Raw genomic sequence first — 26,467 nt, forward strand, 5'->3', positions numbered from 1 at the left:
CAGCTAAATCGGAATATGCCGCAAACACCATTCATTATCATGTATATAGAGAAGGACAGTGTCATGTCTGAAGATATGCTACAAGACGTAGATCCGTTAGAGACTCAGGAATGGGTTGATGCCCTGCAAGCAGTGTTGGAACAGGAAGGCCCAGAGCGCGCGCATTTTTTACTAGAAAAGCTGATCGATAAAGCGCGTCGTAATGGCACTCACTTGCCTTATAACGCCACAACGGCTTACCTGAACACTATCCCTGCGGGTCAAGAGCCGCACATGCCTGGCAACCAAGAGATGGAACGTCGCATTCGCGCCATCATCCGTTGGAACGCTTTAGCTATGGTGCTTCGTGGTTCTAAGAAAGATTTAGAATTAGGCGGCCATATTTCAAGCTTCGCCTCAAGCGCGACTATTTATGACGTATGTTTTAACCACTTCTTCCGCGCACCCAATGAAAAAGACGGTGGCGATTTAGTGTATTTCCAAGGCCATATTGCCCCTGGTATTTATGCGCGTTCATTCTTAGAAGGTCGCTTAAGCGAAGACCAACTGGCTAACTTCCGTCAAGAAGTGGATGGCAAGGGTCTGTCTTCATACCCACATCCAAAACTGATGCCGGATTACTGGCAATTCCCAACAGTTTCTATGGGCTTAGGTCCTATCCAAGCGATTTATCAGGCGCGTTTCCTGAAATATCTGACTGACCGTGGTCTGAAAGATTGTTCAGCACAAACCGTTTACTGTTTCTTAGGTGACGGTGAGTGTGACGAGCCAGAAGCCTTAGGTGCGATTGGTTTAGCGGCCCGTGAAGAATTAGATAACTTAGTCTTCATCGTTAACTGTAACTTACAGCGTCTCGATGGCCCTGTACGTGGTAACGGTAAGATCATCCAAGAACTTGAAGGCGAATTCCGCGGTGCAGGCTGGGAAGTCGTTAAAGTGATTTGGGGTCGTTACTGGGATCCATTATTGGCCCGTGATACAAGCGGTAAGTTACTGCAGTTAATGGAAGAAACCGTTGACGGTGAATACCAAAACTGTAAAGCCAAAGGTGGCGCTTATACTCGCGAACACTTCTTTGGTAAGTATCCTGAAACGGCCGAAATGGTGGCTAACATGTCAGATGATGACATTTGGCGCTTAAACCGTGGCGGTCATGATCCAGTGAAAGTGTACGCTGCCTTAGATCACGCACAAAAAACCAAAGGTCGCCCAACGGTGATTTTAGCTAAAACCGTAAAAGGTTATGGCTTAGGTGATGCGGGTGAAGGTAAAAACATCGCTCACAACGTGAAGAAAATGGGTATCGAGTCTATCCGTTACTTCCGCGATCGCTTCAATATTCCGATCCCAGATGACCAGTTAGAAGATCTGCCTTTCTATCACCCAGGTCCAGATTCTGAAGAAGTGAAGTACATGATGAGCCGTCGTGAAGCGCTGCATGGTAGCGTGCCACAACGTCGTCAAAAGTTCACCGAAGAGATGGAAGTGCCGTCACTGAAGATTTTCGATTCGATTTTACAGGGCTCTAACGGCCGTGAAATTTCATCGACTATGGCATTCGTTCGTGTTCTGACTGCTCTGCTGAAAGACAAGAAAATTGGCAAAAATATTGTGCCAATTATTCCTGACGAAGCTCGTACTTTCGGTATGGAAGGTTTGTTCCGTCAAGTGGGTATTTATGCTCACGAAGGTCAAAAATATATTCCGCAGGATTCTGACCAAGTTGCTTACTACCGTGAAGATAAAACCGGCCAAGTATTGCAAGAAGGGATTAACGAACTCGGCGCTATGTCTTCATGGGTATCAGCAGCGACGAGCTACTCAGTCAACGATACACCTATGATCCCGTTCTACATCTACTACTCAATGTTCGGTTTCCAACGTATTGGCGACATGGCTTGGGCTGCGGGTGACATGCGTGCTCGTGGTTTCTTAGTCGGTGGTACTTCAGGTCGTACAACGCTTAACGGCGAAGGTTTACAGCATCAAGATGGTCATAGCCACGTATTGGCGAACACTATCCCTAACTGTATTACTTACGATCCAACCTACGGCTACGAAATCGCCGTTGTGGTACAAGATGGTATCCGTCGTATGTACGGCGAAAATCAAGAAGATATCTTCTACTACTTGACCACAATGAACGAAAACTATGAGCAACCAGCCATGCCAGAAGGCGCGGAAGTGGGCATAGTGAAAGGTATCTATAAGTTAGAAACGGTTGCGGGCTCAGGTAAAGGCAAAGTTCAGTTAATGAGCTGTGGCACTATCCTTGAACAAACCCGTAAAGCGGCGCAAGCACTGGCGAAAGACTTCGGTATTACTGCCGACGTATTTAGCGTAACTAGCTTCAACGAATTGACTCGCGATGGTCAAGCCGCTGAGCGTTGGAACATGCTGCACCCAACCGAAACGCCAAAACAAGCTTATATCAGCCAAGTGATTTCAAGTGATGCACCTGCAATCGTCGCGACTGACTATATGAAGATTTACGGCGAACAGTTACGTGCTTATATTCCTACCGATTACAAAGTGTTAGGTACTGACGGTTTCGGTCGTTCAGACAGCCGCGAGAATCTGCGTCACCACTTTGAAGTGGACGCTAAGTTTATCGTTATTGCGGCACTGAAATCACTGGTTGATCGCAAAGAGCTGCCTGTCGATGTGTTAGCAAAAGCCATTAAAGAATATGGTATCGACGCTGACAAGATCAATCCACAGTACGCGTAAGAGGCAATAAAAATGGCTGAATTAAAAGAAGTTTTTGTTCCTGATATCGGCGGCGATGAAGTGCAAGTGATCGAAATCTGTGTGGCTGTGGGTGATACCTTAGCCGCAGAAGAATCGATTCTTACCGTCGAAAGCGACAAGGCGACTATGGATATTCCTGCGCCTTTCGCCGGTGTTTTAGCCGAATTGAAAGTGGCTGTGGGCGATAAAGTATCTGAAGGTACTTTGATTGCTATGATGCAAGCGGCGGGCGCGGCAGCAGTTGCAGCACCCGCTCAGGCGGCACCAGCATCTGCACCAGTTCAAGCGGCTCCTGCCCCTGTGGCTGCTGCTCCTGCGACGGGCGCAACCAAAGTGGTTGAAGTGACAGTACCAGATATCGGTGGCGACACTGATGTATCGGTTATCGAAGTCCTGGTTGCTGTCGGTGACAAGATTGAAGTTGATAGCGGTTTAATTACCCTAGAAACAGACAAAGCGACGATGGACGTGCCATCACCTTTCGCGGGTGTGGTTAAAGACGTTAAAGTTGCGGTTGGCGATAAAGTGTCGCAAGGCTCTTTAGTCATCATGCTTGAAGTGGGCGGTGCTGCACCTGCTGTGGCTCCAAGCGTTAGCGCGGCAGCTGCAACTGTGGCTCAAGCTGCTCCTGCCGCTACGGTAGCGCCAGTGGCTACTGCACCAGCGGCAAGTGTGGTTGCGGTAAAAGAAATTCAAGTGCCGGATATTGGCGATGCTAGCAATGTCGATGTGATCGAAGTGCTAGTGTCAGTCGGTGATGAAATCACGGCTGACCAAGGTTTGATCACCCTTGAAACTGACAAAGCCACCATGGAAGTGCCTGCGCCATTCGCCGGTAAACTGCTGTCTTTGACTGTTAAAGTGGGTGACAAGGTTTCTCAAGGTAGCGTTATTGCGACGATTGAGACGACTTCTGTTGCAACAGTAAGTGCGGGTGCCGCTCCAGCAGCGGTTGCTCAAGCTGCTGCTCCTGCTCCTGTGAGTGCTGCGCCCGTTGCAGCTCCTGCACCTGCAAGCCGTCCTCCAGTACCCCATCACCCAAGCGCAGGTACACCTGTGTCTACCGGTGCGGTACATGCGTCTCCTGCAGTACGTCGTTTAGCCCGTGAGTTTGGTGTCGATTTGACCCAAGTGACAGGTTCTGGCCGTAAAGGTCGCATCATGAAAGAAGACGTTCAGGCGTATGTGAAATACGAACTGTCTCGTCCGAAAGCGACTGCGGCAACCTCTGTTGGTTCAGGCTCTGGTGACGGTAGTGGCGGCGGTCTGCAAGTGATTGCAGCACCGAAAGTGGATTTCAGCAAGTTTGGTGAAGTGGAAGAGATTCCATTAAGTCGTATCCAGAAGATCTCTGGTCCAAACCTGCACCGTAACTGGGTAACCATTCCTCACGTGACTCAGTTCGATGAAGCTGATATCACCGAAATGGAAGAGTTCCGCAAGCAGCAAAACGATGTCGCGGCGAAGAAAAAAGCCGATTATAAGATCACTCCGCTGGTCTTTATGATGAAAGCTGTGGCTAAAACGTTGCAACAGTTCCCAGTGTTCAACTCGAGCTTAAGCTCTGATGGCGAATCACTGATCCAGAAGAAGTATTTCCATATCGGTGTGGCGGTTGATACGCCAAACGGTTTGGTTGTGCCAGTCGTGCGTGACGTGGATAAAAAAGGCATTATCGAGTTATCTCGTGAACTGGCTGATATCTCTATCCGTGCCCGTGATGGCAAGCTGAAATCTGCTGACATGCAAGGTAGCTGTTTTACTATTTCAAGTTTAGGTGGCATTGGCGGTACGGCGTTTACGCCTATCGTGAACTACCCAGATGTGGCGATTTTAGGTGTGTCTAAATCTGAAATTAAGCCTAAGTGGAATGGTAAAGAGTTCGAACCTAAATTGATGTTGCCATTGTCACTGTCATACGATCACCGCGTGATTGATGGTGCCATGGCGGCTCGCTTTAGCGTGACGCTGTCAGGAATTCTGTCCGATATTCGTACTTTGGTTCTGTAAGCATATAAGGCTGCTCATCTTGAGTGGCCTTTTGTTTATTGTGATCAGTATCAAACACAGGTTAAAATGCGCCCACCTTACGCGCTGGCGCATTTTCGGTTGGCAGGATAGCTCCTCCAACGGATTGAATGAGAATTAGAGGAAAACATGAGTAACGAAATCAAAACTCAGGTAGTGGTATTAGGTGCAGGTCCTGCAGGTTATTCTGCGGCTTTCCGTGCAGCGGACTTAGGTCTAGAAACCATTATCGTTGAACGTTTTAGCACTTTAGGCGGCGTGTGTCTTAACGTGGGTTGTATCCCATCTAAAGCCCTATTACATGTTGCTAAAGTTATCGAAGAAGCCAAAGCCGTTGCTGCTCACGGTGTGGTTTTCGGCGAGCCAACTATCGATTTAGATAAGTTACGTGGCTTTAAAGAAAAAGTTATTGGCCAATTAACTGGCGGATTGGGCGGTATGTCCAAAATGCGTAAAGTTAACGTGGTTAACGGTTTTGGTAAATTCACTGGCCCTAACACGCTAGAAGTGACTGCTGAAGATGGCACTGTCAAAGTAGTTCATTTCGAGCAAGCGATCATTGCTGCGGGTTCTCGCCCAATCAAACTGCCATTCATTCCGCATGAAGATCCACGTATTTGGGATTCGACTGACGCATTAGAACTGAAAGAAGTTCCAGGCAAGTTGTTAGTGATGGGCGGCGGTATTATCGGCCTAGAAATGGGTACTGTGTACGCTTCTTTAGGCAGTGAAATCGACGTGGTTGAAATGTTCGACCAAGTGATCCCAGCAGCTGATAAAGATGTTGTTCGCGTATTCACTAAGCAAATCAAGAAGAAATTCAACCTGATCCTTGAAACTAAAGTCACAGCGGTAGAAGCCCGTGAAGACGGTATTTATGTTTCTATGGAAGGTAAGAGCGCACCAACTGAAGCCGTCCGTTACGATGCGGTATTAGTAGCAATTGGCCGTGCACCTAATGGCAAGTCGTTAGATGCTGAAAAAGCAGGTGTTAATGTTGATGAGCGTGGCTTTATCAAGGTTGATAAGCAACTGCGTACTAACGTACCGCACATCTACGCTATTGGTGACATCGTTGGTCAACCAATGCTCGCTCACAAAGGCGTGCACGAAGGCCACGTAGCAGCTGAAGTTATCGCTGGCATGAAGCACTACTTCGATCCAAAAGTCATCCCATCAATTGCTTACACTGACCCTGAAGTAGCTTGGGTTGGTTTGACTGAGAAAGAAGCGAAAGAGCAAGGTATTGCTTACGAAACCGCAACTTTCCCATGGGCTGCAAGTGGTCGTGCGATTGCGTCTGATTGCTCTGAGGGCATGACTAAACTGATTTTCGACAAAGACACTCATCGCGTAATCGGTGGTGCGATTGTTGGCGTTAACGGCGGCGAGCTGTTAGGCGAAATCGGTTTAGCGATTGAAATGGGTTGTGATGCTGAAGATTTAGCATTAACCATTCACGCTCACCCAACACTGCACGAATCAGTGGGCTTAGCGGCTGAAATGTACGAAGGTTCTATTACTGATTTGCCAAACCCAAAGGCAAAGAAAAAGTAATTTAGCTGTCGATTAAAAAAGCGCTCACTTGAGCGCTTTTTTATTGCCTGTATTTTTTTGTAACTTTTATGTAAACAAGCGGATGAATTGATAGGATTGAGCTGCTACAGTACAGTTATACCCAAGCGACCTCAAAATACGAGTTTCAGAGCGCCCAGGGTGCTTCAATTCAAGGCGCATCAATGAAAAAATGTCGGCCACCTTTTGAATTGATGCAACATGGAAGTGGAGTGCCCTGGGTGCTCCGTCCCGGTGGCTGATGTTAACCACGGGGTAACGCACTTTATGCCGTGTTGGCTATTTTTGACTTAGCCCACTAGGCCTACAAATAGCCGCAATCGCCATATATGTCGTGAATGCCATTTATGCAGGAGCAATAAATAGCCTTGCTGAAAGTGCGTTACCATGCCGTTAACATCAGCCGCTGAATTCTGCATTTTGAGGTGGTTTGGGTATATGTATGAAGTAAGCCGTCACATGCAAACAAAAATAATTAGAATAATTCTGACATGTTTCATCCTTTCACTGACTGGCATCCACTCGGCTTGGGCGGGTGGCTTTGTGCAGCGTGTCTTTACCGATAGGGACGGTTTAGCGGTCACCAGTATCCGCGGTTTGGCCTTAGATGATTACGGTTTTGTATGGGCAGCGACTGAGCAGGGCTTGTATCGAGTCAGTAATTCTAAGGTGCGGCGTATCGATAAAATCGGCACCGAATCGCGACTGTCAGATGACTTTTTAACCTCAGTAGTAAACATAGAACGTGACAAATTATTGGTCAGCACTAACGCAGCGATTTACCTCTACGATATTGTCCAAAATCAATTTACCGCCTTTGGTTCTCCCTATTTATTCCCGCAGTTTCCCGGTGGTGCACTGGTCTCGGCAGCCCGAAAAAATAGTAAAACATGGCGATTGTTAATTGATAATGGCCAGATATATGAATTCTCCCCTTCAAAGTCCGAGCTGCGCCTTATTACTCAGTTGCCGGTTAACCGCGATCTTCCTTGGCGTAAATTGCTGGTCATGCCGAATGGTCAAATGCTGGTCGCGGGAACCTTGCAATTAGAGTTGCTAGAGCAAAATGGCGAGCGGGTATTCCAATACTCTTGGACCGAATCTATGGGCAGTATTCTCGATATGTTAGAGGATTCTCAGCATAGGATCTGGATTGCGACTGGCCGCGGCGTTTATCAATTAGATCAAGTTTCTAGGCAGATTATCCCCGTGCCAGAATTGCCCGATTGGAGCACAGCGATCGTTGAAGATGCGAAAGGATATTTATGGTTTTCCAGTCGTATCGGTTTATTGAAATGGTCGCCCGAAACACGCCAGATTGAAAACTATCAAAAAGAGTTGAAGTCTGAGGCAGACATGGAAACGCTAAAAGCCATGTTGTTTGATGATGCGGGTTTGATGTGGGTCGGAGGTTCAGGCGATGGATTGGCGTTATTGGCATCGCAGCCTGATTTTATCCTCGACACTTATACCGGCGATGAACCCTATCAATTGAGTGATGCCATGACTTGGTCAGTGCATGCCAGTGATGAAGGCGTTTGGCTAGGTTCTTCCAATTTGGATTTTATTGCTAAAGGCAGTAGTAAGGCATTTAACGTGCCGATTGAGGGATTTAATCCCCATGAAAGCATTTATGATATCAGTGAGTTTGAGGGACATTATTTACTATTATCGACAACTAGCGGTCTCTTTGTTGTCGATAAAGACACTTTGCAAGGCAGCAGTTTTGCTAAGTGGACCCACGGTAATGATGGCTTTAAAAATAAGCTCATTTATAAAACCTACCTCGACCCTAAACTGAAAGGACGCATTTGGATTGCGACCACATCAGGGCTGTATTTTTGGGAAATGGGACTCTATGAGCCTCAGCCCTTTGATATTGATAAATCATCGGACAAATTTGATGGCCCCAAGCGACCCGTTATCCGCACGATTTATCGTACTTCCGACGGTCGTCTGTGGGTTAGCGGTAAAAAAGTCTTTGGCTATATCGACAGCCAAAACGAGTTTCATGATCAGCGGCAGTTATTTAACGCCTTTGCGGCACAGCCAACGGTCAGTCATATTGAAGAAATGTCACCTGGGGTAATCTGGTTTGGCTCCTATGAAAAAGGTTTATTCGAATACCATCAGCAAACGGGATCGTTAATTTCACTGACTTCCGAATGGCAATTAAATTGTAGCTCAGTGTTTTTTATTCAAAAAACGCCTAAGTCTAATCTTGTGGGCTGCTCGGATTCTTTGATTCGTCAGGATATTCAAACGGGCAATATCGCCATGTTTAATCAACTCGATGGTTTGATTTCCGATGAAATGAACGAGGGCGCTTATTTTTATTCACCAAAAACAGGCTTTTACTTAGGAACACCTGAAGGTGTGATGCGACTCGATGTCAATAGACTGGTCAACCGTATAACCGATGACCATGTGATGCTTGAATCTGTCTCTGTGTACTATAACAACACGACAGAAGTGTCCTTGTTGCCGCGTAACCTGATGACCATCAAACCCGAAGCCAATATGGTTAGTTTTCAAATCACTAACTTAGATTATCTCGATGATTCGCCCATCCAATTTAAATATCGCTTACGTCATCAAGATGAAGAGAGTCGTTATGTGCTGCTTCAGGGGGAGGCGCAGATTAACCTCGCAGGTTTAGCTGCGGGTGGTTATGTATTAGATATTTTGAGTCAGGTGAATGGCATATGGTCAGACAAACCTTTTACCTATCCCTTTTATGTTGAGCAGCATTGGTGGTTATCCCAAGGTTTTAAAGGCATTTTACTGCTGTTATTTTCCATTATTGCCTTAAGTCTTGCTTGGTACCGGCAACGTCAGATCAATACCTTTAAACAAATGAATCAGGCATTAACTGAGAGTGATGACAGACTAAGGCAATCTTTACGCGGCAGTGACTCAGATCTCTGGGAATGGCATAAGAGTACGCAGGCATTTCACCTCGATAATCGCGGTTCTGTGCTTGGTACCCATGCCAATGAGATTGTGGTGAGTTTAGAGGATTTGCCCGTGCATCCACAGGATAGGGAAAAAGTGATCGATCAGTGGAATAGCATGATGTCGGGGGAGAACGATAGATTCGAAGCCGAATATCGTTATCAGCGCAAGGAGGGTAATTGGGGTTGGTTAAGGGTAAAAGGGCGACCCGTCGCACGCAATAAACACTCCAATGAGGTTGAGCGGGTCGCGGGTATTTATAGTGATATTACCGTGCAACGTCAGTTAGAAGATGAAGTGAATTTGCTGGCAAAAGCCTTTGGTAACACCTCTGAAGGTGTACTGATTTTAGATGTCGAAGGCAGTATTCGCGTGGCGAATTACGCTGCACAACAAATTATCGGCATCGATTCTGACGATTTAGTCGGTCAATCCTTTGCTCAATTCGTGCTGATGAATGACGGCTTGGCATCGGAAATCCAGCAACTTCTTAGTGATAGCCAGTCTTGGACGGGCGAGCGTGAGTTAATCAATGCCAGTCAGCAACCTTGTCCCGTGTGGCTGAACGTGTCGGTGATGCAAAGTACTAACGGTAAAGTGACCCATTATGTGGTGGTATTCTCGGATATTACCGAACGTAAACGCACTGAGGCCGATTTACGCCGCTTAGCTAATTACGATGTGCTTACTGGGTTGCCAAACCGTTCCTTATTTTCTAGCCGTCTATTACAGTCGATTCAGGCCGCGCAGCAAACGGGTGAGAAATTAGCGTTACTCTTTTTAGATCTCGATAGATTTAAGCATGTTAATGACTCCTATGGACATAGCATGGGCGATGCCTTGCTGGTCGAAGCCTCAAGCCGACTGCAATCTTGTATTGCTAGCGAACATATGCTCTGCCGCTTTGGCGGCGATGAATTTGTGATTTTACTCAGAAATGCTAATAGCATTGACGAGATCAATCACATTGCCGAGCGCCTGCTGGAACAAATTGTGGCGCCCTTTAAGTTATATGGTCGTGAGTTTTATATTTCGACCAGTATTGGCATCAGTATTTGGCCCGACGATGCGGTGCAGCCTGAAGCTTTTATCAAGAATGCCGATCTCGCTATGTACCACGCCAAAGAAGAAGGGCGGGGAAATTTCCAATATTATTCCTCTGAACGTAATGCCCAAGCCCTCTATCATTTACGGCTTGAGGCCGATTTACGTAAAGCCATCGAGCGGCAAGAGTTTGAGCTTTATTACCAGCCGCAAATTGATATTTTACGTAACGATAAACCCATAGGAATGGAAGCATTAATCCGCTGGAAACATCCGCAGGACGGTTTTATTCGTCCCGATATTTTCATTAAAGTTGCCGAGGCCTGCGGCTTAATTGTGGATATTGATCGTTGGGTGTTAAGGCAAGCCTGTGTACAGGGGGCGCATTGGGCAAAGCGTTATGGCGCTACTTTTAAGTTGTCGGTTAATATTTCGGCGGTGCATTTTAGGCAGCCAGATTTTATTGAAGACATACAAAGAATCCTGCATGACACCCAAATGCCGACGGCATCTTTAGGTTTAGAAATCACCGAAGGCGTATTGATGAAGGAGCTGCATGTTGCTCAAGATCATCTTACACGTTTGAAATCCTTAGGGATTGAAGTCGCCATTGATGACTTTGGGACGGGATATTCTTCGTTGGCCTATTTGCGCCATTTTGAAGTAAACACCTTAAAAATCGATCGCTCCTTCTTAATTGATATCGCCACTAATACGGCCGATCAGGCGATTGTGAGCAGTATTATTGAATTAGCCCGTAACCTTAAATTAAATGTGGTTGCCGAAGGGATTGAGACGGTTGAACAGTTAGAGCAAGTTTTTAGCCGCGGCTGTTATATTATTCAAGGGTATTATTTTGCTAAGCCTATGTGCGTGGATGATTTTGAACGCTATTTAGAAACAGATAACAGAATCGTCGTTATTGAACATTAAGCTAGGCTATAACAGCAAGATATTCACTAGCGTCCTTGAAATTTAAATGACGATATATTCAGTTAGGATTGATATTTTGTTTCGGCATTTATTCAATTAAACTTCACCTGTTTGTGTAAATAGTACACAGTCTTATCACTAGTCGGTCCAGATAAAATATGACTGACGGTTAAATCGATAAGTTTGGTAATATAACTCGGATTTTTATCCCATAAAAAAGTAACCTCACCATGATGCGTCAACTACTCGCTTCTATTATTTTGTGTTTGTGCATGACTCCGTCGATGGCGGCAGAGCGCCTTAAAATTGGTGTCGTACTCAGTGGTGGTGGCGCTAAAGGCGCAGCCCATGTGGGGGTGCTTAAAATATTAGAAGAACATAATATCCCGGTCGATTACATCGCGGGCACGAGTATCGGTGCCTATGTCGCAGGCATGTACTCCTTGGGTTACAGCGCCAGCGAAGTCGAAGCTATCATGATGGGGGTTGATTGGGACAGCGGCTACTCGGATACTATCCCGCGTAATATTTTGAGTTATAGGGATAAACAATTACGCGATCGCTACAATATTCCACTGAACATTGGTTATAACGAAGGCCAAGTAAGGGCACCAAGTGGGCTGCTGCGTGGTCAGACTATGTCGCAACTTTTGCGTCAGTCTACGGATCTAGTTCAGCAATTTGGTGATTTTGATGATTTAGCCATTCCTTACCGTGCAGTGGCGACTGATTTAGAAACCAGCTTACCTGTGGTGATCAGTCACGGCAGTATGGTCAAAGCCATGCAAGCGTCCGCGACGGTTCCCGGTGCGCTGCAGCCCGCTCAAATAGAAGGTAAGTTATTGGTCGATGGCGGTATTGCCAACAATATGCCCGTCGATGTTGTTAAGGCCATGGGCGCCGATATTATTATTGCCGTCGATATTGGCTCACCTCTAGTCAAAAAAGATAAATTAGACAGCACTATTGCCGTGCTCGATCAGCTCTCCAACTTTTTGACCAATGCCAGCACCGAAAAACAAAAACTGCTGCTGACTGATAAAGATGTGTTGATCCGTCCTGCGATCGACGCCTTGAGCACCACAGATTTCACTATCATGCCGTTGGCATTAACGCTCGGTAAAGAAGCCGCTAATGGTCAGCTTGATAAGCTGAGCAGCATGAGCGTGAGCCCTGATGAATATGCCGCCTACGTCGAGGCCAAAAAAGCCAAAGGTAAGTTATTAATGGCAGATGTGCGTCATTCCGTTAATGAAATTGTCTTCGATAACCAATCTAAGGTGAGTTTGAATCTCCTAACTGAAACTTTGAATATTAAGCCTGGCCAAGCTGTGTCTAAGGATGAGCTTAATGAGGCGTTAAAGCGTATTTACTCCCTCAATAAGTTTGAGCGTGTCGATGCTGAGTTTGTCGAGGGTGAAGACGGCCGTGTACTGACTGTGACCACTAAAGCTAAGTCTTGGGGGCCAAATTATTTCCAATTAGGTTTTAACTGGGAGGATGATTTTAACTCTGAATCGGCCATCAGTTTTGACATGGCCTATACCATGACGGATTTGACCTTCAATGGCGGCGAGTGGCGCAATGAAATCAAACTCGGTATGGAAAAGTTGTTTGCGACTGAGTTTTATCAGCCCTTAGACAGAGATCAACAATTCTTTAGCCGCGCTCGTTATCAATACGATACCCGTAATTGGGACTTATACGATAATAACAATCGCCTGCTCACCTTCGACAAGAAAACCCATACTATCGAACTCGGTATTGGCTATAACTACACCTCTCAGGGCATGATTGAACTGGGTTTAGTGGCGGAGAAGGGCGCGATAATTAATGATGCTTGGCTGTCAAGGGACTTGGATTATAGCTCTTATGGGGCTTACTTTAGATTCGGCTACGACAGCTTAGACAGTATTAGTTTCCCGACATCGGGTAACCGCGTGACCTTAAACGTCTATGTGCGTAATGAAGATTTCGATGATGTTATCGATGATAACCAAAACGAATACAGTGTGCAGATTGAGGCCGACTGGAAGGGCGCCTTGAGTGTCGGTAATCATGCTTTTGTGGGTAAGGCTTCGATTTCAACCAACGATAATGATGGGATGACTACGCTGCATCTATCTGAGCTGGGTGGTTTTTTAAATCTATCTGGTTACCATAAAGACTCGTTGACGGGGGCGCATAAAGTCTTTGGCGCCTTTGTTTATCAATATGATCTCGGGCGTGATGCGCTCGGTATGACAGATTATCCTTTGTATCTAGGTTGGAGTTTGGAAGCGGGCAATGTCTGGGATGAGCGCTCTGAAGTCACTCTCACTGATCTGATTTATGCATCGAGTCTCTACATTGGTACTGATACTTCCATGGGACCTGCGGCAATCGGCTTTGGGATCACAGATCTTGGCGATAAGTCCTTCTATTTATTTGTGGGTAAAAACTTCTAGTTTGAGTTCTAGTTTGAGATTGATGTTAAGAGCTTAAGAGCTTAAGAGCTTAAGAGCTTAAGAGCTTAAGAGCTTAAGAGCTTAAGAGCTTAAGAGCTTAAGGGCATGACTGAGGGCGTGCCCTTATTTTTTGTGCGATGCTCCCCCTAAACGGACTTGGTGGCATAGTGCCTAAATCGGTTCATGCGCCACTAAAGTGTCATATCCTTTTACAAAATCTTGCTACTGTGGGGCGTAGCAAGATGCTAAGGTTTTGCGGGAAAAATAATAACTCTCAACGTAAGCTGGGGAAAATAATGAAGAAGATAAGCACACTGGCACTGGGTATCGCCCTGAGTTTAGGTTTAGCCGCTTGCAGCAGCGAGCCTAAAACTGAAGTCGCTGCGGTTTCTGGCATTGAATTGCAAAACTTTGATGCCTCAGTTCGTCATCAAGACGATTTCTATTACAGCGTTAACGGTAAATGGTTGGCGAATACGCCAATACCTGCCGACAAATCTAACTATGGCGCATTTTCTGTGCTGTACGATCAAAGCCAAGATGCATTGAAAAAAATCATCGACGAAGCGGCCGCTAAAAAGAATCCCGCGGCGGGCTCGAATGATCAGAAGATTGGTGATTTCAACGCTAGCTTTATGAATACCGATTTGCTTGAGACCTTAGGTGTTACTCCGCTTAAGCCATTGCTGGCCGATATCGCTGGCGCCAAAACACACGCTGATTTACCTGCCGTTATGGGTAAATTGCTGACGACCGGTTCTGGTATTCCCTTTGGTTTTTACGTCAATAACGACGCCAAAAACTCAACTCAGTACGCCGTGTATCTAAGCCAGTCGGGCCTTACGCTGCCGGACCGCGATTATTATCTTAAAGATGACCCTAAGTTTGCCGCTAATCGCCAAGCCATGGCCAAATATGTGACAGACATACTGACCGAAGCGGGTTACAAGGATGCTAAACGCGCGGCTAAAAACGTCGCCGACATCGAAATGATGATCGCCAAAAGTCAGTGGAGCCGAGTCGAATCCCGTGATGCCAACAAGGCATACAACAAGTTAGATCGTGCTGAACTGCAAAAGTTAATGGGTCAATTCGATTTTAATGCCTTTGCTGCGAGTGCGGGCTTAGGCGATAAAGTGACTGATATCATAGTGCGTCAGCCTTCTTACTTCGAAAAACTCGGTGCAGGTTTCGAGATATTCCCGGTATCGGCTTGGCAGGATTACCTCGCGTTCCATTTGGTGGATAGCTACGCCGAGTTACTGAGCAAAAACTTTGTTGATTTGAACTTCGCCTTTAAGAGCAAAACCTTAATGGGTATCGAAGAGCAACAACCACGCTGGAAAAAAGCCGTTGATGGCGCTGACCAAGTGATAGGTGAGTTAGTGGGCGAAGAGTATGTTAAGCAATACTTCAAGCCAGAAGCTAAAGCGCGTATGGAAACTATGATCAAAAACTTGATCAAAGGTTTTGAGGTCAGTATCAATGAACTTGAGTGGATGACGCCAGAAACCAAAGTCGCCGCCCAAGAAAAACTGGCTAAATTCACCTATAAAATCGGTTATCCAGATAAGTGGAAAGATTACTCAGGTTTAGATATCAAGGCTGACGAGTTAGTGGGTAACTACATGCGTTACGCTCAGTTTGAATATCAAGACATGATCAACAAGCTTGGCAAGCCAATCGATCGTACCGAATGGGGCATGACGCCACAAACGGTGAACGCTTATTACAGCCCAGTGAAAAACGAAATCGTATTCCCAGCTGCGATTCTGCAACCACCATTCTTCAATATGGATGCCGATGATGCAGTGAACTACGGTGGTATTGGTGCAGTGATCGGCCATGAAATCAGCCATGGTTTCGATGACCAAGGCGCTAAGTACGATGGCGACGGTAACCTACGTGATTGGTGGTCGGATAAAGACCGCGAAGAATTCCAAAAACGCGGTAAGCAACTGTCAGCGCAATACTCAGGTTATGAAGCACTGCCCGGCAAGTTTGTTAACGGTGATTTGACCTTAGGGGAAAACATCGGCGACTTAGGTGGTTTAACCGTAGCGGCACGCTCGTATCTAATGAGCCTTAACGGCAAACCCGCGCCAGTGCTTGATGGATTAACGGGTGAGCAACGCTTCTTTGTCGGTTGGTCGCAAGTATGGCGTCGTAACTACCGTGATGAAGAGCTGAGCCGTCGTTTGATGACAGATCCGCATTCACCGAGTCATTACCGCGCTATGGGGACGCCGCGTAACGTGGAAGCCTTTTATAAAGCTTTCGAGATGAAAGAAGGCGATAAAATGTATTTAACACCAGATGAACGTGTAAAAATCTGGTAATACATTCAGTTGATTGAAACAAGAAAGCCAGACAATGTCTGGCTTTTCTATTGATGACCATAATCTAGGATGCTGCCGATTAATGTCCGTAACCTAAGGATTCGATTTTAGTGACTTTATTGTCCGTGGCATAAAGCCGGCGCATTAAGCGTGTCGGTCCAAAGTCATAGGTCCATTCTTGATACTCAGTCGGCAACTTGCTGGGATCGATCACGCGGTCGCCGTCTGAGTTGATATAAGTCGCTGGCAGACTGTACTGACGAATATTGCTGGGTGAGCCGCACTTCTCCAGCACAGTCGTTAAGGTATCGCCAGTGTTGACCACTTGTTGCTTGCAGTGCATAGCACCACCCGCATTAGCGGACAAGCTCACGGATATGAGTATTAAGCCCATGGGTAATAATACGGGTGATAATAAAGACAGGTACTTCATTGGCTCCCCTCTCGTGCATATATCATTCTGCTATTCATCCACACGGCAAAGGCTCATTATCCATATAACTAAAACTCAGCTTATCCGCCTAGTAGAGACTAAGCGTGTTATGGCGTTATTGAGCTAAGAGTGTCGGCAAGGCCAATAAGTTCTCAGCCTGATGGTGGGCGATAACCCACTTAGCATCGCCTCTTTGTTCTGGTGCGGGGATCGCAAGCGTTTGCATATTGGCCGCTCGGGCGGCAACTAAGCCGTTAAAAGAATCTTCGATCGCAAGACAATAGCGGGGATCGACATCTAACGCCTTAGCACAATTCAAATACACTTCAGGGTGGGGCTTGCCGTAGGTGAGGCCCTCGGCCGATTGTACCGCCATGAATTTATCGCTGAGCCCTAACTTAGAGAGCACTGCCTCGATAATAGTGTAAAACGAGGAGGTGGCTAAGCCGATTTTAAGACCCAGTGCTTGGCAGTGATCAATCGTTTCGTGAACGCCCAGCATAGCTTCGCCGCTAACCAGAATTTCACTGGCGACCTTATCGACAATCGCTTGGCTGACCTTGGCATTATCGTAGTGAGGCCAAGGAGCTTTGTGGTACCAATAATCGACGCACTGATCGATACGTAAACCTGTGGTTTGTTGAATCGTCTCTATCGTTACTGGCACGCCAAGTGCGGATAACACTTCATACTCGACCCTTTGCCATAGGGGTTCTGAATCGATTAAAACGCCATCCATATCAAAAATAACGGCTTGAATGCTAAGGGATGTCATTGGTACTCCGATGGACTGGGGAAATAACTGAGATATGCAGTAAATTAAGCCTGAGTGTAAGTTCTCGCACCGCATCTTAAAAGCCAAAATCGCGCAAGATGAGAAAAATTTACACATATTTGATCTAGGGCGCTGAAAATTGCCTGTTCGATTTAAAATTAATGAAACATTGTTAACTATTTGTAGTGTATGGTTTTTTGTCTGTTTTCAAACTATTGTCTAATTTCACTTGTTTTAATATTCCCGTAAGTTGGCATTCGCCGCCGGATTTAGTCCTTATTTCGCTTTTTGCCGAGTGTGACCTGATTCATACTTTTGCAAAGCTGTAGTATACTGCAGGCCGGAAATACGGGTCGATCATGTCGGACTGTCAGCTTCAATTAAGAAGACGTGCAGTTTCGTTGTTAGAGCGCCAAACAAAGAGGAATGTTGCCGTGCTAGAAGCATATCGTAAACACGTCGCAGAACGTGCTGCAGAGGGCGTAGTCCCTAAGCCATTAGATGCACATCAAGTGGCTGAACTGGTTAAGTTAGTTCAAAACCCACCCGCAGGTGAAGAGGCTTTCGTTCTCGACCTGCTTGAAAATCGAATTCCCCCAGGTGTTGATGAAGCCGCTTATGTTAAGGCTGCTTTCTTAGATGCGGTTGCCAAAGGCACTGAAAAATCACCGATTCTATCTGCTGAGCGTGCTACTGAGTTGTTAGGCACAATGCAAGGCGGCTACAACATCGAACCTCTGATCGCGCAGCTGGATAACCCAGCGTTAGCACCTTTAGCTGTTAAAGCCTTATCTCACACTTTGCTGATGTTTGATTCTTTCCACGATGTGGTTGAGAAGATGGAAGCGGGCAATGAGTTTGCTAAGCAAGTAGTTGAAGCATGGGCAAATGCAGATTGGTATTTAAGCCGTCCCAAACTGGCCGACAAAGTCACTCTGACAGTATTTAAAGTTTCTGGTGAAACCAACACCGATGACTTGTCGCCAGCACCAGATGCATGGTCACGTCCTGATATCCCATTGCACGCGTTAGCTATGTTGAAAAACGCCCGTGATGGTATCGAGCCTGACGTTGCTGGCGCCGTTGGCCCAGTGAAAAAAATCGAAGCGTTGAAAGCACAAGGTTTCCCATTAGTGTATGTGGGTGACGTTGTCGGTACGGGTTCATCACGTAAATCTGCGACTAACTCAGTACTGTGGTTTATGGGCGATGACATTCCATTTGTCCCTAACAAGCGCGCTGGCGGTTTTTGCCTTGGCGGTAAAATTGCACCGATTTTCTTCAACACTATGGAAGATGCGGGCGCACTGCCAATCGAGCTTGACGTAAACAAAATGGAAATGGGCGATGTGATTGACATCTACCCATACGCCGGTGTGGTTAAGCGTCACGATAGCGACGAAGTAATTTCAGAATTCAGCTTAAAAACTGACGTGCTGTTAGACGAAGTCCGTGCTGGTGGTCGTATTCCACTGATCATCGGTCGTGGTTTAACTGACAAAGCCCGTGAAGTACTCGGTTTAGGTGTATCTGACGTATTTGTACGTTCACAAGACGTTGCTGATACGGGTAAAGGTTACACGCTAGCGCAGAAGATGGTCGGTAAAGCATGCGGCGTAGCTGGCGTGCGTCCTGGCCAATACTGCGAACCTAAGATGACGTCTGTCGGTTCACAAGACACCACAGGTCCTATGACCCGTGACGAGCTGAAAGATTTAGCCTGTTTAGGTTTCAGTGCTGATTTGACTATGCAGTCATTCTGTCACACTGCGGCTTATCCAAAGCCAGTTGATGTGAATACACATCATACTCTGCCAGATTTCATTATGAATCGCGGCGGTGTATCACTGCGTCCAGGTGATGGTGTTATCCATTCATGGTTAAACCGTATGCTGCTGCCTGATACCGTTGGTACCGGTGGTGACTCGCATACCCGTTTCCCAATTGGTATTTCATTCCCAGCAGGTTCTGGCTTAGTGGCGTTTGCTGCGGCGACGGGCGTTATGCCACTCGATATGCCTGAATCAGTATTAGTGCGCTTTAAAGGCAAAATGCAACCCGGTATCACACTGCGTGATCTGGTGCATGCCATCCCATTAAAAGCCATTGAGCTCGGCATGTTGACTGTTGAGAAGAAAGGTAAAGTTAACATCTTCTCTGGTCGCGTACTGGAAATCGAAGGTCTTGAAACCTTGAAAGTTGAACAAGCTTTCGAACTGTCTGATGCATCAGCTGAGCGCTCTGCTGCTGGCTGTACTATCAAGTTAGACAAAGAACCTATCATCGAATACCTGAACTCAAACATCATCATGCTCAAGTGGATGATCGCTGAAGGTTACGGCGATCGTCGTACCATTGAACGTCGTATCAAAGGTATGGAAGAATGGTTAGCGAATCCTGAACTGATGAGCGCCGATAAAGATGCTGAGTACGCTGCGGTTATCGAAATCGACCTGAACGACATCAAAGAGCCAATCCTGTGTGCGCCGAATGATCCTGATGATGCGGTACTGTTGTCATCTGTTGCACAAACTAAGATTGACGAAGTGTTCGTTGGCTCTTGTATGACTAACATAGGTCACTTCCGTGCAACCGGTAAGATGTTAGACAAGTTTGCTAAAACGCTGCCAACTCGTCTGTGGATTGCGCCACCGACTAAGATGGACAGAGATCAGCTGACTGAAGAAGGTTACTATGCGATTTTTGGTCGCGTAGGTGCCCGCATCGAGATCCCAGGTTGTTCACTGTGTATGGGTAACCAAGCACGTGTTGCTGAAGGTTCGACTGTAGTATCGACTTCTACTCGTAACTTCCCGAACCGTTTAGGTACAGGCGCTAACGTTTACTTAGCCTCTGCTGAACTGGCTGCGGTTGCTGCACTGTTGGGTCGTCTACCGTCTCCAGAAGAGTATCAAGAATACGCCAAAGAGTTAGACGCTACTGCGGCTGACACTTACCGTTACTTGAACTTCGATCAAATCGAGTCTTACACTAAGAAAGCCTCTGAAGTGATCTTCCAGTCAGCCGTATAATCGATTACCGTTAAGGTAACTTGATGTCAAAAGCCAGCGTAAGCTGGCTTTTTTGTGGGTAAGTTTCTCTCTGCGCATATATATGTACAAATAGCTCATCTAAATAGTGATGCTTCGTCTCTTCCATATAACAGGCTAGGATTCCATAAATAACGAAGCATTAATAAATAAGCATAAATAGCCAAGTGCATCTGTCTTTAGGTTGTTCACTAAAGGCGCTATCCCAATCAGTGTCCGGCTTCACCTCACTGAATCTAGTTTTTGAAAGACTGAACCCTTCTATTTTCATATTTACCAACAGATCATTCAATGGGCTTTTGCTATGAAAAATGCAGAGTAAAGGCATTGTTTTGACTAAAATGTGGATAACTTTGGGGGTAAGTGGTGGGTATAGTGTGGCTAGATTAGATAATTAGAATTAACTGCAAATTTCCTTAAAATAGGGGTTGCACAAAATCTCCGGCTCCCTATAATGCGCATCCACTGACACGGCAGACAGCGAAAGCAAGCTGACGAGTTAAGTTGAATTGAGTCGCTTTTAAGCATTTAATTCAAGCGCAGCAAGAAGTTGAAAAATACTCCTTGACGCGAAACGGGAAATGCGTAGAATACGCAGCCCTAGCCAACTGGAAGCGTTCGGCGCTCAGTGTGGTACTCAACTTCTCTTACGAAGTTGAGTTGCTCTTTAACAAGATAAAACAAGAAATCTGTGTGGACACTCACAGGTATTGAGTTAATCGAAACTGCTTAACCTTCGGGTTGGCAGTCAAAGAATTAAATCAATGATGAAGAGTGTTCATAGCAATATGTACATAATTTTGGTTTCGCTTTCTTCTCTTTATGAAGAGAGGGCGGAAACAAAAAATCAGAATTCATTGAGCCGAAACCTTAGGGTTTCAACAAAACTTTAATTGAAGAGTTTGATCATGGCTCAGATTGAACGCTGGCGGCAGGCCTAACACATGCAAGTCGAGCGGCAGCACAAGGGAGTTTACTTCTGAGGTGGCGAGCGGCGGACGGGTGAGTAATGCCTAGGGATCTGCCCAGTCGAGGGGGATAACAGTTGGAAACGACTGCTAATACCGCATACGCCCTACGGGGGAAAGGAGGGGACCTTCGGGCCTTCCGCGATTGGATGAACCTAGGTGGGATTAGCTAGTTGGTGAGGTAATGGCTCACCAAGGCGACGATCCCTAGCTGTTCTGAGAGGATGATCAGCCACACTGGGACTGAGACACGGCCCAGACTCCTACGGGAGGCAGCAGTGGGGAATATTGCACAATGGGGGAAACCCTGATGCAGCCATGCCGCGTGTGTGAAGAAGGCCTTCGGGTTGTAAAGCACTTTCAGTAGGGAGGAAAGGTAATGGTTTAATACACCATTGCTGTGACGTTACCTACAGAAGAAGGACCGGCTAACTCCGTGCCAGCAGCCGCGGTAATACGGAGGGTTCGAGCGTTAATCGGAATTACTGGGCGTAAAGCGTGCGCAGGCGGTTTGTTAAGCGAGATGTGAAAGCCCCGGGCTCAACCTGGGAATTGCATTTCGAACTGGCGAACTAGAGTCTTGTAGAGGGGGGTAGAATTCCAGGTGTAGCGGTGAAATGCGTAGAGATCTGGAGGAATACCGGTGGCGAAGGCGGCCCCCTGGACAAAGACTGACGCTCAGGCACGAAAGCGTGGGGAGCAAACAGGATTAGATACCCTGGTAGTCCACGCCGTAAACGATGTCTACTCGGAGTTTGGTGTCTTGAACACTGGGCTCTCAAGCTAACGCATTAAGTAGACCGCCTGGGGAGTACGGCCGCAAGGTTAAAACTCAAATGAATTGACGGGGGCCCGCACAAGCGGTGGAGCATGTGGTTTAATTCGATGCAACGCGAAGAACCTTACCTACTCTTGACATCCACAGAAGAGACCAGAGATGGACTTGTGCCTTCGGGAACTGTGAGACAGGTGCTGCATGGCTGTCGTCAGCTCGTGTTGTGAAATGTTGGGTTAAGTCCCGCAACGAGCGCAACCCCTATCCTTATTTGCCAGCACGTAATGGTGGGAACTCTAGGGAGACTGCCGGTGATAAACCGGAGGAAGGTGGGGACGACGTCAAGTCATCATGGCCCTTACGAGTAGGGCTACACACGTGCTACAATGGCGAGTACAGAGGGTTGCAAAGCCGCGAGGTGGAGCTAATCTCACAAAGCTCGTCGTAGTCCGGATTGGAGTCTGCAACTCGACTCCATGAAGTCGGAATCGCTAGTAATCGTGGATCAGAATGCCACGGTGAATACGTTCCCGGGCCTTGTACACACCGCCCGTCACACCATGGGAGTGGGCTGCAAAAGAAGTGGGTAGCTTAACCTTCGGGGGGGCGCTCACCACTTTGTGGTTCATGACTGGGGTGAAGTCGTAACAAGGTAGCCCTAGGGGAACCTGGGGCTGGATCACCTCCTTACCTATACGACTAACTTAATGTTTGTTGAGTGTTCACACAGATTGCTTGTTTAGCTTCTCTTAGGAGAAGTCAGAGCTGAATGCGCCGCGAGCCGGTTAGCATTGTTCTTTAACAATTTGGAAAGCTGATAGTATTTAATTGCATGAGTCTGTCATGTGATTAATTACAAACCGATGTAAACGTGGAAACGTTTGCATCATGAGTTCTCAAACACTTTATTAAGTGTCTTGAATATTCAAAAGTAAATTATTCTTTATTGGATAGTTTACGTCTAAGGCGCGTCCACTTCTTTGGTCAGAAGTGAGACAAGTAAAACCAAGCTGGTCGCAGTGCGACTCAGGTGAGTGAAACTCATTTGGGTTGTATGGTTAAGCGACTAAGCGTATACGGTGGATGCCTTGGCAGTCAGAGGCGATGAAGGACGTAGTAACTTGCGAAAAGCGTTGGCGAGCTAGTAACAAGCATTTGAGCTAACGATGTCCGAATGGGGGAACCCAGCAGCATAAGCTGTTATCGCAACATGAATACATAGTGTTGCGAGGCGAACGAGGGGAACTGAAACATCTAAGTACCCTTAGGAAAAGAAATCAACCGAGATTCCCCTAGTAGCGGCGAGCGAACGGGGATTAGCCCTTAAGTCAGTGGGGTGTTAGTGGAATGCGTTGGAAAGCGCAGCGGCACAGGGTGATAGCCCCGTACATGAAAACTAACCATTGATGAAAACGAGTAAGGCGGGACACGTGACATCCTGTTTGAATATGGGGGGACCATCCTCCAAGGCTAAATACTCCTGACTGACCGATAGTGAACCAGTACCGTGAGGGAAAGGCGAAAAGAACCCCTGTGAGGGGAGTGAAATAGAACCTGAAACCGTATACGTACAAGCAGTGGGAGCGGTTCTTGAGACCGTGACTGCGTACCTTTTGTATAATGGGTCAGCGACTTACATTTTGTAGCGAGGTTAAGCGAATAGCGGAGCCGTAGGGAAACCGAGTGTTAACTGCGCGTTTAGTTGCAAGGTGTAGACCCGAAACCCGGTGATCTAGCCATGGGCAGGTTGAAGGTTGAGTAACATCAACTGGAGGACCGAACCGACTAATGTTGAAAAATTAGCGGATGACTTGTGGCTGGGGGTGAAAGGCCAATCAAACCGGGAGATATCTGGTTCTCCTCGAAAGCTATTTAGGTAGCGCCTCGAGCGAATACCATTGGGGGTAGAGCACTGTTAAGGCTAGGGGGTCATCCCGACTTACCAACCCTTTGCAAACTCCGAATACCAATGAGTACTACTCGGGAGACAGACGGCGGGTGCTAACGTCCGTCGTCAAAAGGGAAACAACCCAGACCGTCAGCTAAGGTCCCAAAGTACTAGCTAAGTGGGAAACGATGTGGGAAGGCTTAGACAGCTAGGATGTTGGCTTAGAAGCAGCCATCATTTAAAGAAAGCGTAATAGCTCACTAGTCGAGTCGGCCTGCGCGGAAGATGTAACGGGGCTAAGCTAGTCACCGAAGCTACGGGTGCACAGTTTACTGTGCGCGGTAGAGGAGCGTTCTGTAAGCCGTTGAAGGTGAAGGGGTAACCCACGCTGGAGGTATCAGAAGTGCGAATGCTGACATGAGTAACGATAAAGGGGGTGAAAAACCCCCTCGCCGAAAGACCAAGGGTTCCTGTCCAACGTTAATCGGGGCAGGGTGAGTCGACCCCTAAGGTGAGGCCGAAAGGCGTAATCGATGGGAAACAGATTAATATTTCTGTACTTCCGCTAACTGCGATGGAGAGACGGAGAAGGCTAGGCTAGCGCGGCGTTGGTAGTCCGCGTTTAAGGTGGCAGGTGGTGTTCTTAGGCAAATCCGGGGACACGTACTTTGATGTACACACTGAGAGCTGATGACGAGGTCCTAAGGGACTGAAGTAGTTGATGCCATGCTTCCAGGAAAATCTTCTAAGCTTCAGGTTAGCGGGAATCGTACCCCAAACCGACACAGGTGGTCGGGTAGAGAATACCAAGGCGCTTGAGAGAACTCGGCTGAAGGAACTAGGCAAAATGGTACCGTAACTTCGGGAGAAGGTACGCTCCTGTTGGTGATGAGACTTGCTCTCTAAGCTGACGGGAGTCGCAGATACCAGGTGGCTGCAACTGTTTATCAAAAACACAGCACTGTGCAAACTCGCAAGAGGAAGTATACGGTGTGACGCCTGCCCGGTGCCGGAAGGTTAATTGATTGGGTTATCGCAAGAGAAGCTCATGATCGAAGCCCCGGTAAACGGCGGCCGTAACTATAACGGTCCTAAGGTAGCGAAATTCCTTGTCGGGTAAGTTCCGACCTGCACGAATGGCGTAATGATGGCCACGCTGTCTCCAGCCGAGACTCAGTGAAGTTGAAATTGCGGTGAAGATGCCGTATACCCGCGGCTAGACGGAAAGACCCCGTGAACCTTTACTATAGCTTGGCACTGAACATTGAACCTACATGTGTAGGATAGGTGGGAGACTTTGAAGTTGTGACGCTAGTCATGATGGAGTCGTCCTTGAAATACCACCCTTGTAGTTTTGATGTTCTAACCTAGGTCCCTTATCGGGATTAGGGACAGTGCCTGGTGGGTAGTTTGACTGGGGCGGTCTCCTCCCAAAGAGTAACGGAGGAGCACGAAGGTTGGCTAAGTACGGTCGGACATCGTACGGTTAGTGCAATGGCATAAGCCAGCTTAACTGCGAGACATACACGTCGAGCAGGTACGAAAGTAGGTCATAGTGATCCGGTGGTTCTGAATGGAAGGGCCATCGCTCAACGGATAAAAGGTACTCCGGGGATAACAGGCTGATACCGCCCAAGAGTTCATATCGACGGCGGTGTTTGGCACCTCGATGTCGGCTCATCACATCCTGGGGCTGAAGTCGGTCCCAAGGGTATGGCTGTTCGCCATTTAAAGTGGTACGCGAGCTGGGTTCAGAACGTCGTGAGACAGTTCGGTCCCTATCTGCCGTGGGCGTTGGATGATTGAAGGGAGCTGCTCCTAGTACGAGAGGACCGGAGTGGACGAACCGCTGGTGTTCGGGTTGTCATGCCAATGGCATTGCCCGGTAGCTACGTTCGGAATCGATAACCGCTGAAAGCATCTAAGCGGGAAGCGAGCCCTAAGATGAGTCATCCCTAGGAATTTAATTCCTCTAAAGAGCCGTTCGAGACTAGGACGTTGATAGGCATGGTGTGTAAGCGTTGTGAGGCGTTGAGCTAACATGTACTAATGACTCGAGAGGCTTAACCATACAACCCAGATGGGTTTTGCTAAGCGAACTTAGACAGAATAGAGATACTTGATAAAGTATGAACTCAAAGTGAGTCTTAACTTAATAAGACAATCAGCTTTCCGAATTATTATTAGCGTGAGCCAGAGATGGACACGGTAATAAACAGAATTTGCTTGGTGACAATAGCCTTGTGGAACCACCTGATCCCATCCCGAACTCAGAAGTGAAACGCAAACGCGCCGATGGTAGTGTGGGGTCTCCCCATGTGAGAGTAGGTCATCGCCAAGCATCCAAATAAACACAAAAGCCCTAGCATAAACCGCTAGGGCTTTTGTGTTTATACGCTTCTCGAAAACCTATCTCGATGTCGCCCCGCCGCAAAGCGGGCTCCCCAGCTGCGCAATACATTGCTCCGCGCGACACATCATCAAAATGCTGCGCATTTTAGGCAAT

9 protein-coding genes and 3 rRNA genes are annotated in these 26,467 nt (G+C 47.1%); 10 read left to right on the forward strand and 2 right to left on the reverse strand.

Going from position 1 to position 26,467, the window contains the following annotated elements; all coding sequences use genetic code 11:
• The first annotated feature begins 63 nt into the window (after window positions 1–63).
• From aceE to AYJ58_RS04955, 6 genes are all read left to right on the forward strand, one after another.
• A complete protein-coding gene (gene aceE / locus AYJ58_RS04925; protein WP_105250400.1) occupies window positions 64–2,730 on the forward strand; it encodes a pyruvate dehydrogenase (acetyl-transferring), homodimeric type in 2,667 nt (888 codons plus the stop codon).
• A 12-nt stretch (window positions 2,731–2,742) separates the two neighbouring features.
• Window positions 2,743–4,761 carry a dihydrolipoyllysine-residue acetyltransferase gene (gene aceF, locus AYJ58_RS04930; protein WP_106649223.1) on the forward strand — a complete coding sequence of 673 codons (2,019 nt, stop codon included), beginning with the start codon at window positions 2,743–2,745 and terminating at the stop codon, window positions 4,759–4,761.
• Window positions 4,762–4,908: 147 nt separating this feature from the next.
• Window positions 4,909–6,336, forward strand: a complete 1,428-nt coding sequence (lpdA, locus tag AYJ58_RS04935) for a dihydrolipoyl dehydrogenase (protein ID WP_106649224.1) — start codon at window positions 4,909–4,911, stop codon at window positions 6,334–6,336.
• 456 nt (window positions 6,337–6,792) lie between these two features.
• A complete protein-coding gene (locus AYJ58_RS04945; RefSeq protein ID WP_198555598.1) occupies window positions 6,793–11,286 on the forward strand; it encodes an EAL domain-containing protein in 4,494 nt (1,497 codons plus the stop codon).
• A 230-nt stretch (window positions 11,287–11,516) separates the two neighbouring features.
• Window positions 11,517–13,733, forward strand: a complete 2,217-nt coding sequence (locus tag AYJ58_RS04950) for a patatin-like phospholipase family protein (RefSeq protein ID WP_198555600.1) — start codon at window positions 11,517–11,519, stop codon at window positions 13,731–13,733.
• Window positions 13,734–14,029: 296 nt separating this feature from the next.
• On the forward strand, window positions 14,030–16,072 hold the full coding sequence (locus tag AYJ58_RS04955) for a M13 family metallopeptidase (protein ID WP_106649225.1): 2,043 nt from the start codon (window positions 14,030–14,032) through the stop codon (window positions 16,070–16,072).
• Between the two features lie 79 nt (window positions 16,073–16,151).
• Here the strand turns inward: AYJ58_RS04955 and AYJ58_RS04960 are convergent, their stop codons facing one another.
• Together AYJ58_RS04960 and hxpB are read right to left on the reverse strand one after the other, a co-directional pair.
• Window positions 16,152–16,505, reverse strand: a complete 354-nt coding sequence (locus AYJ58_RS04960; RefSeq protein WP_106649226.1) for a DUF2845 domain-containing protein — start codon at window positions 16,503–16,505, stop codon at window positions 16,152–16,154.
• Between the two features lie 115 nt (window positions 16,506–16,620).
• Window positions 16,621–17,280 carry a hexitol phosphatase HxpB gene (hxpB, locus tag AYJ58_RS04965; RefSeq protein ID WP_106649227.1) on the reverse strand — a complete coding sequence of 220 codons (660 nt, stop codon included), beginning with the start codon at window positions 17,278–17,280 and terminating at the stop codon, window positions 16,621–16,623.
• 434 nt (window positions 17,281–17,714) lie between these two features.
• Between hxpB and acnB the strand changes: the two genes are divergently transcribed.
• From acnB to rrf, 4 genes are all read left to right on the forward strand, one after another.
• Window positions 17,715–20,312, forward strand: coding sequence for a bifunctional aconitate hydratase 2/2-methylisocitrate dehydratase (gene acnB, locus AYJ58_RS04970; RefSeq protein ID WP_106649228.1), 2,598 nt, complete (start codon window positions 17,715–17,717; stop codon window positions 20,310–20,312).
• Window positions 20,313–21,220: 908 nt separating this feature from the next.
• Window positions 21,221–22,763 (forward strand): 16S ribosomal RNA (locus AYJ58_RS04975).
• A 366-nt stretch (window positions 22,764–23,129) separates the two neighbouring features.
• Window positions 23,130–26,032 (forward strand): 23S ribosomal RNA (locus tag AYJ58_RS04980).
• A gap of 154 nt (window positions 26,033–26,186) precedes the next feature.
• Window positions 26,187–26,302: ribosomal RNA gene (gene rrf, locus AYJ58_RS04985) — 5S ribosomal RNA — on the forward strand.
• The 16S, 23S and 5S rRNA genes sit together here, the layout of an rRNA operon.
• Window positions 26,303–26,467: the final 165 nt, after the last annotated feature.

This window comes from Shewanella sp. Pdp11 (assembly GCF_002838165.1).
Taxonomy (GTDB): Bacteria; Pseudomonadota; Gammaproteobacteria; order Enterobacterales; family Shewanellaceae; genus Shewanella; species Shewanella hafniensis.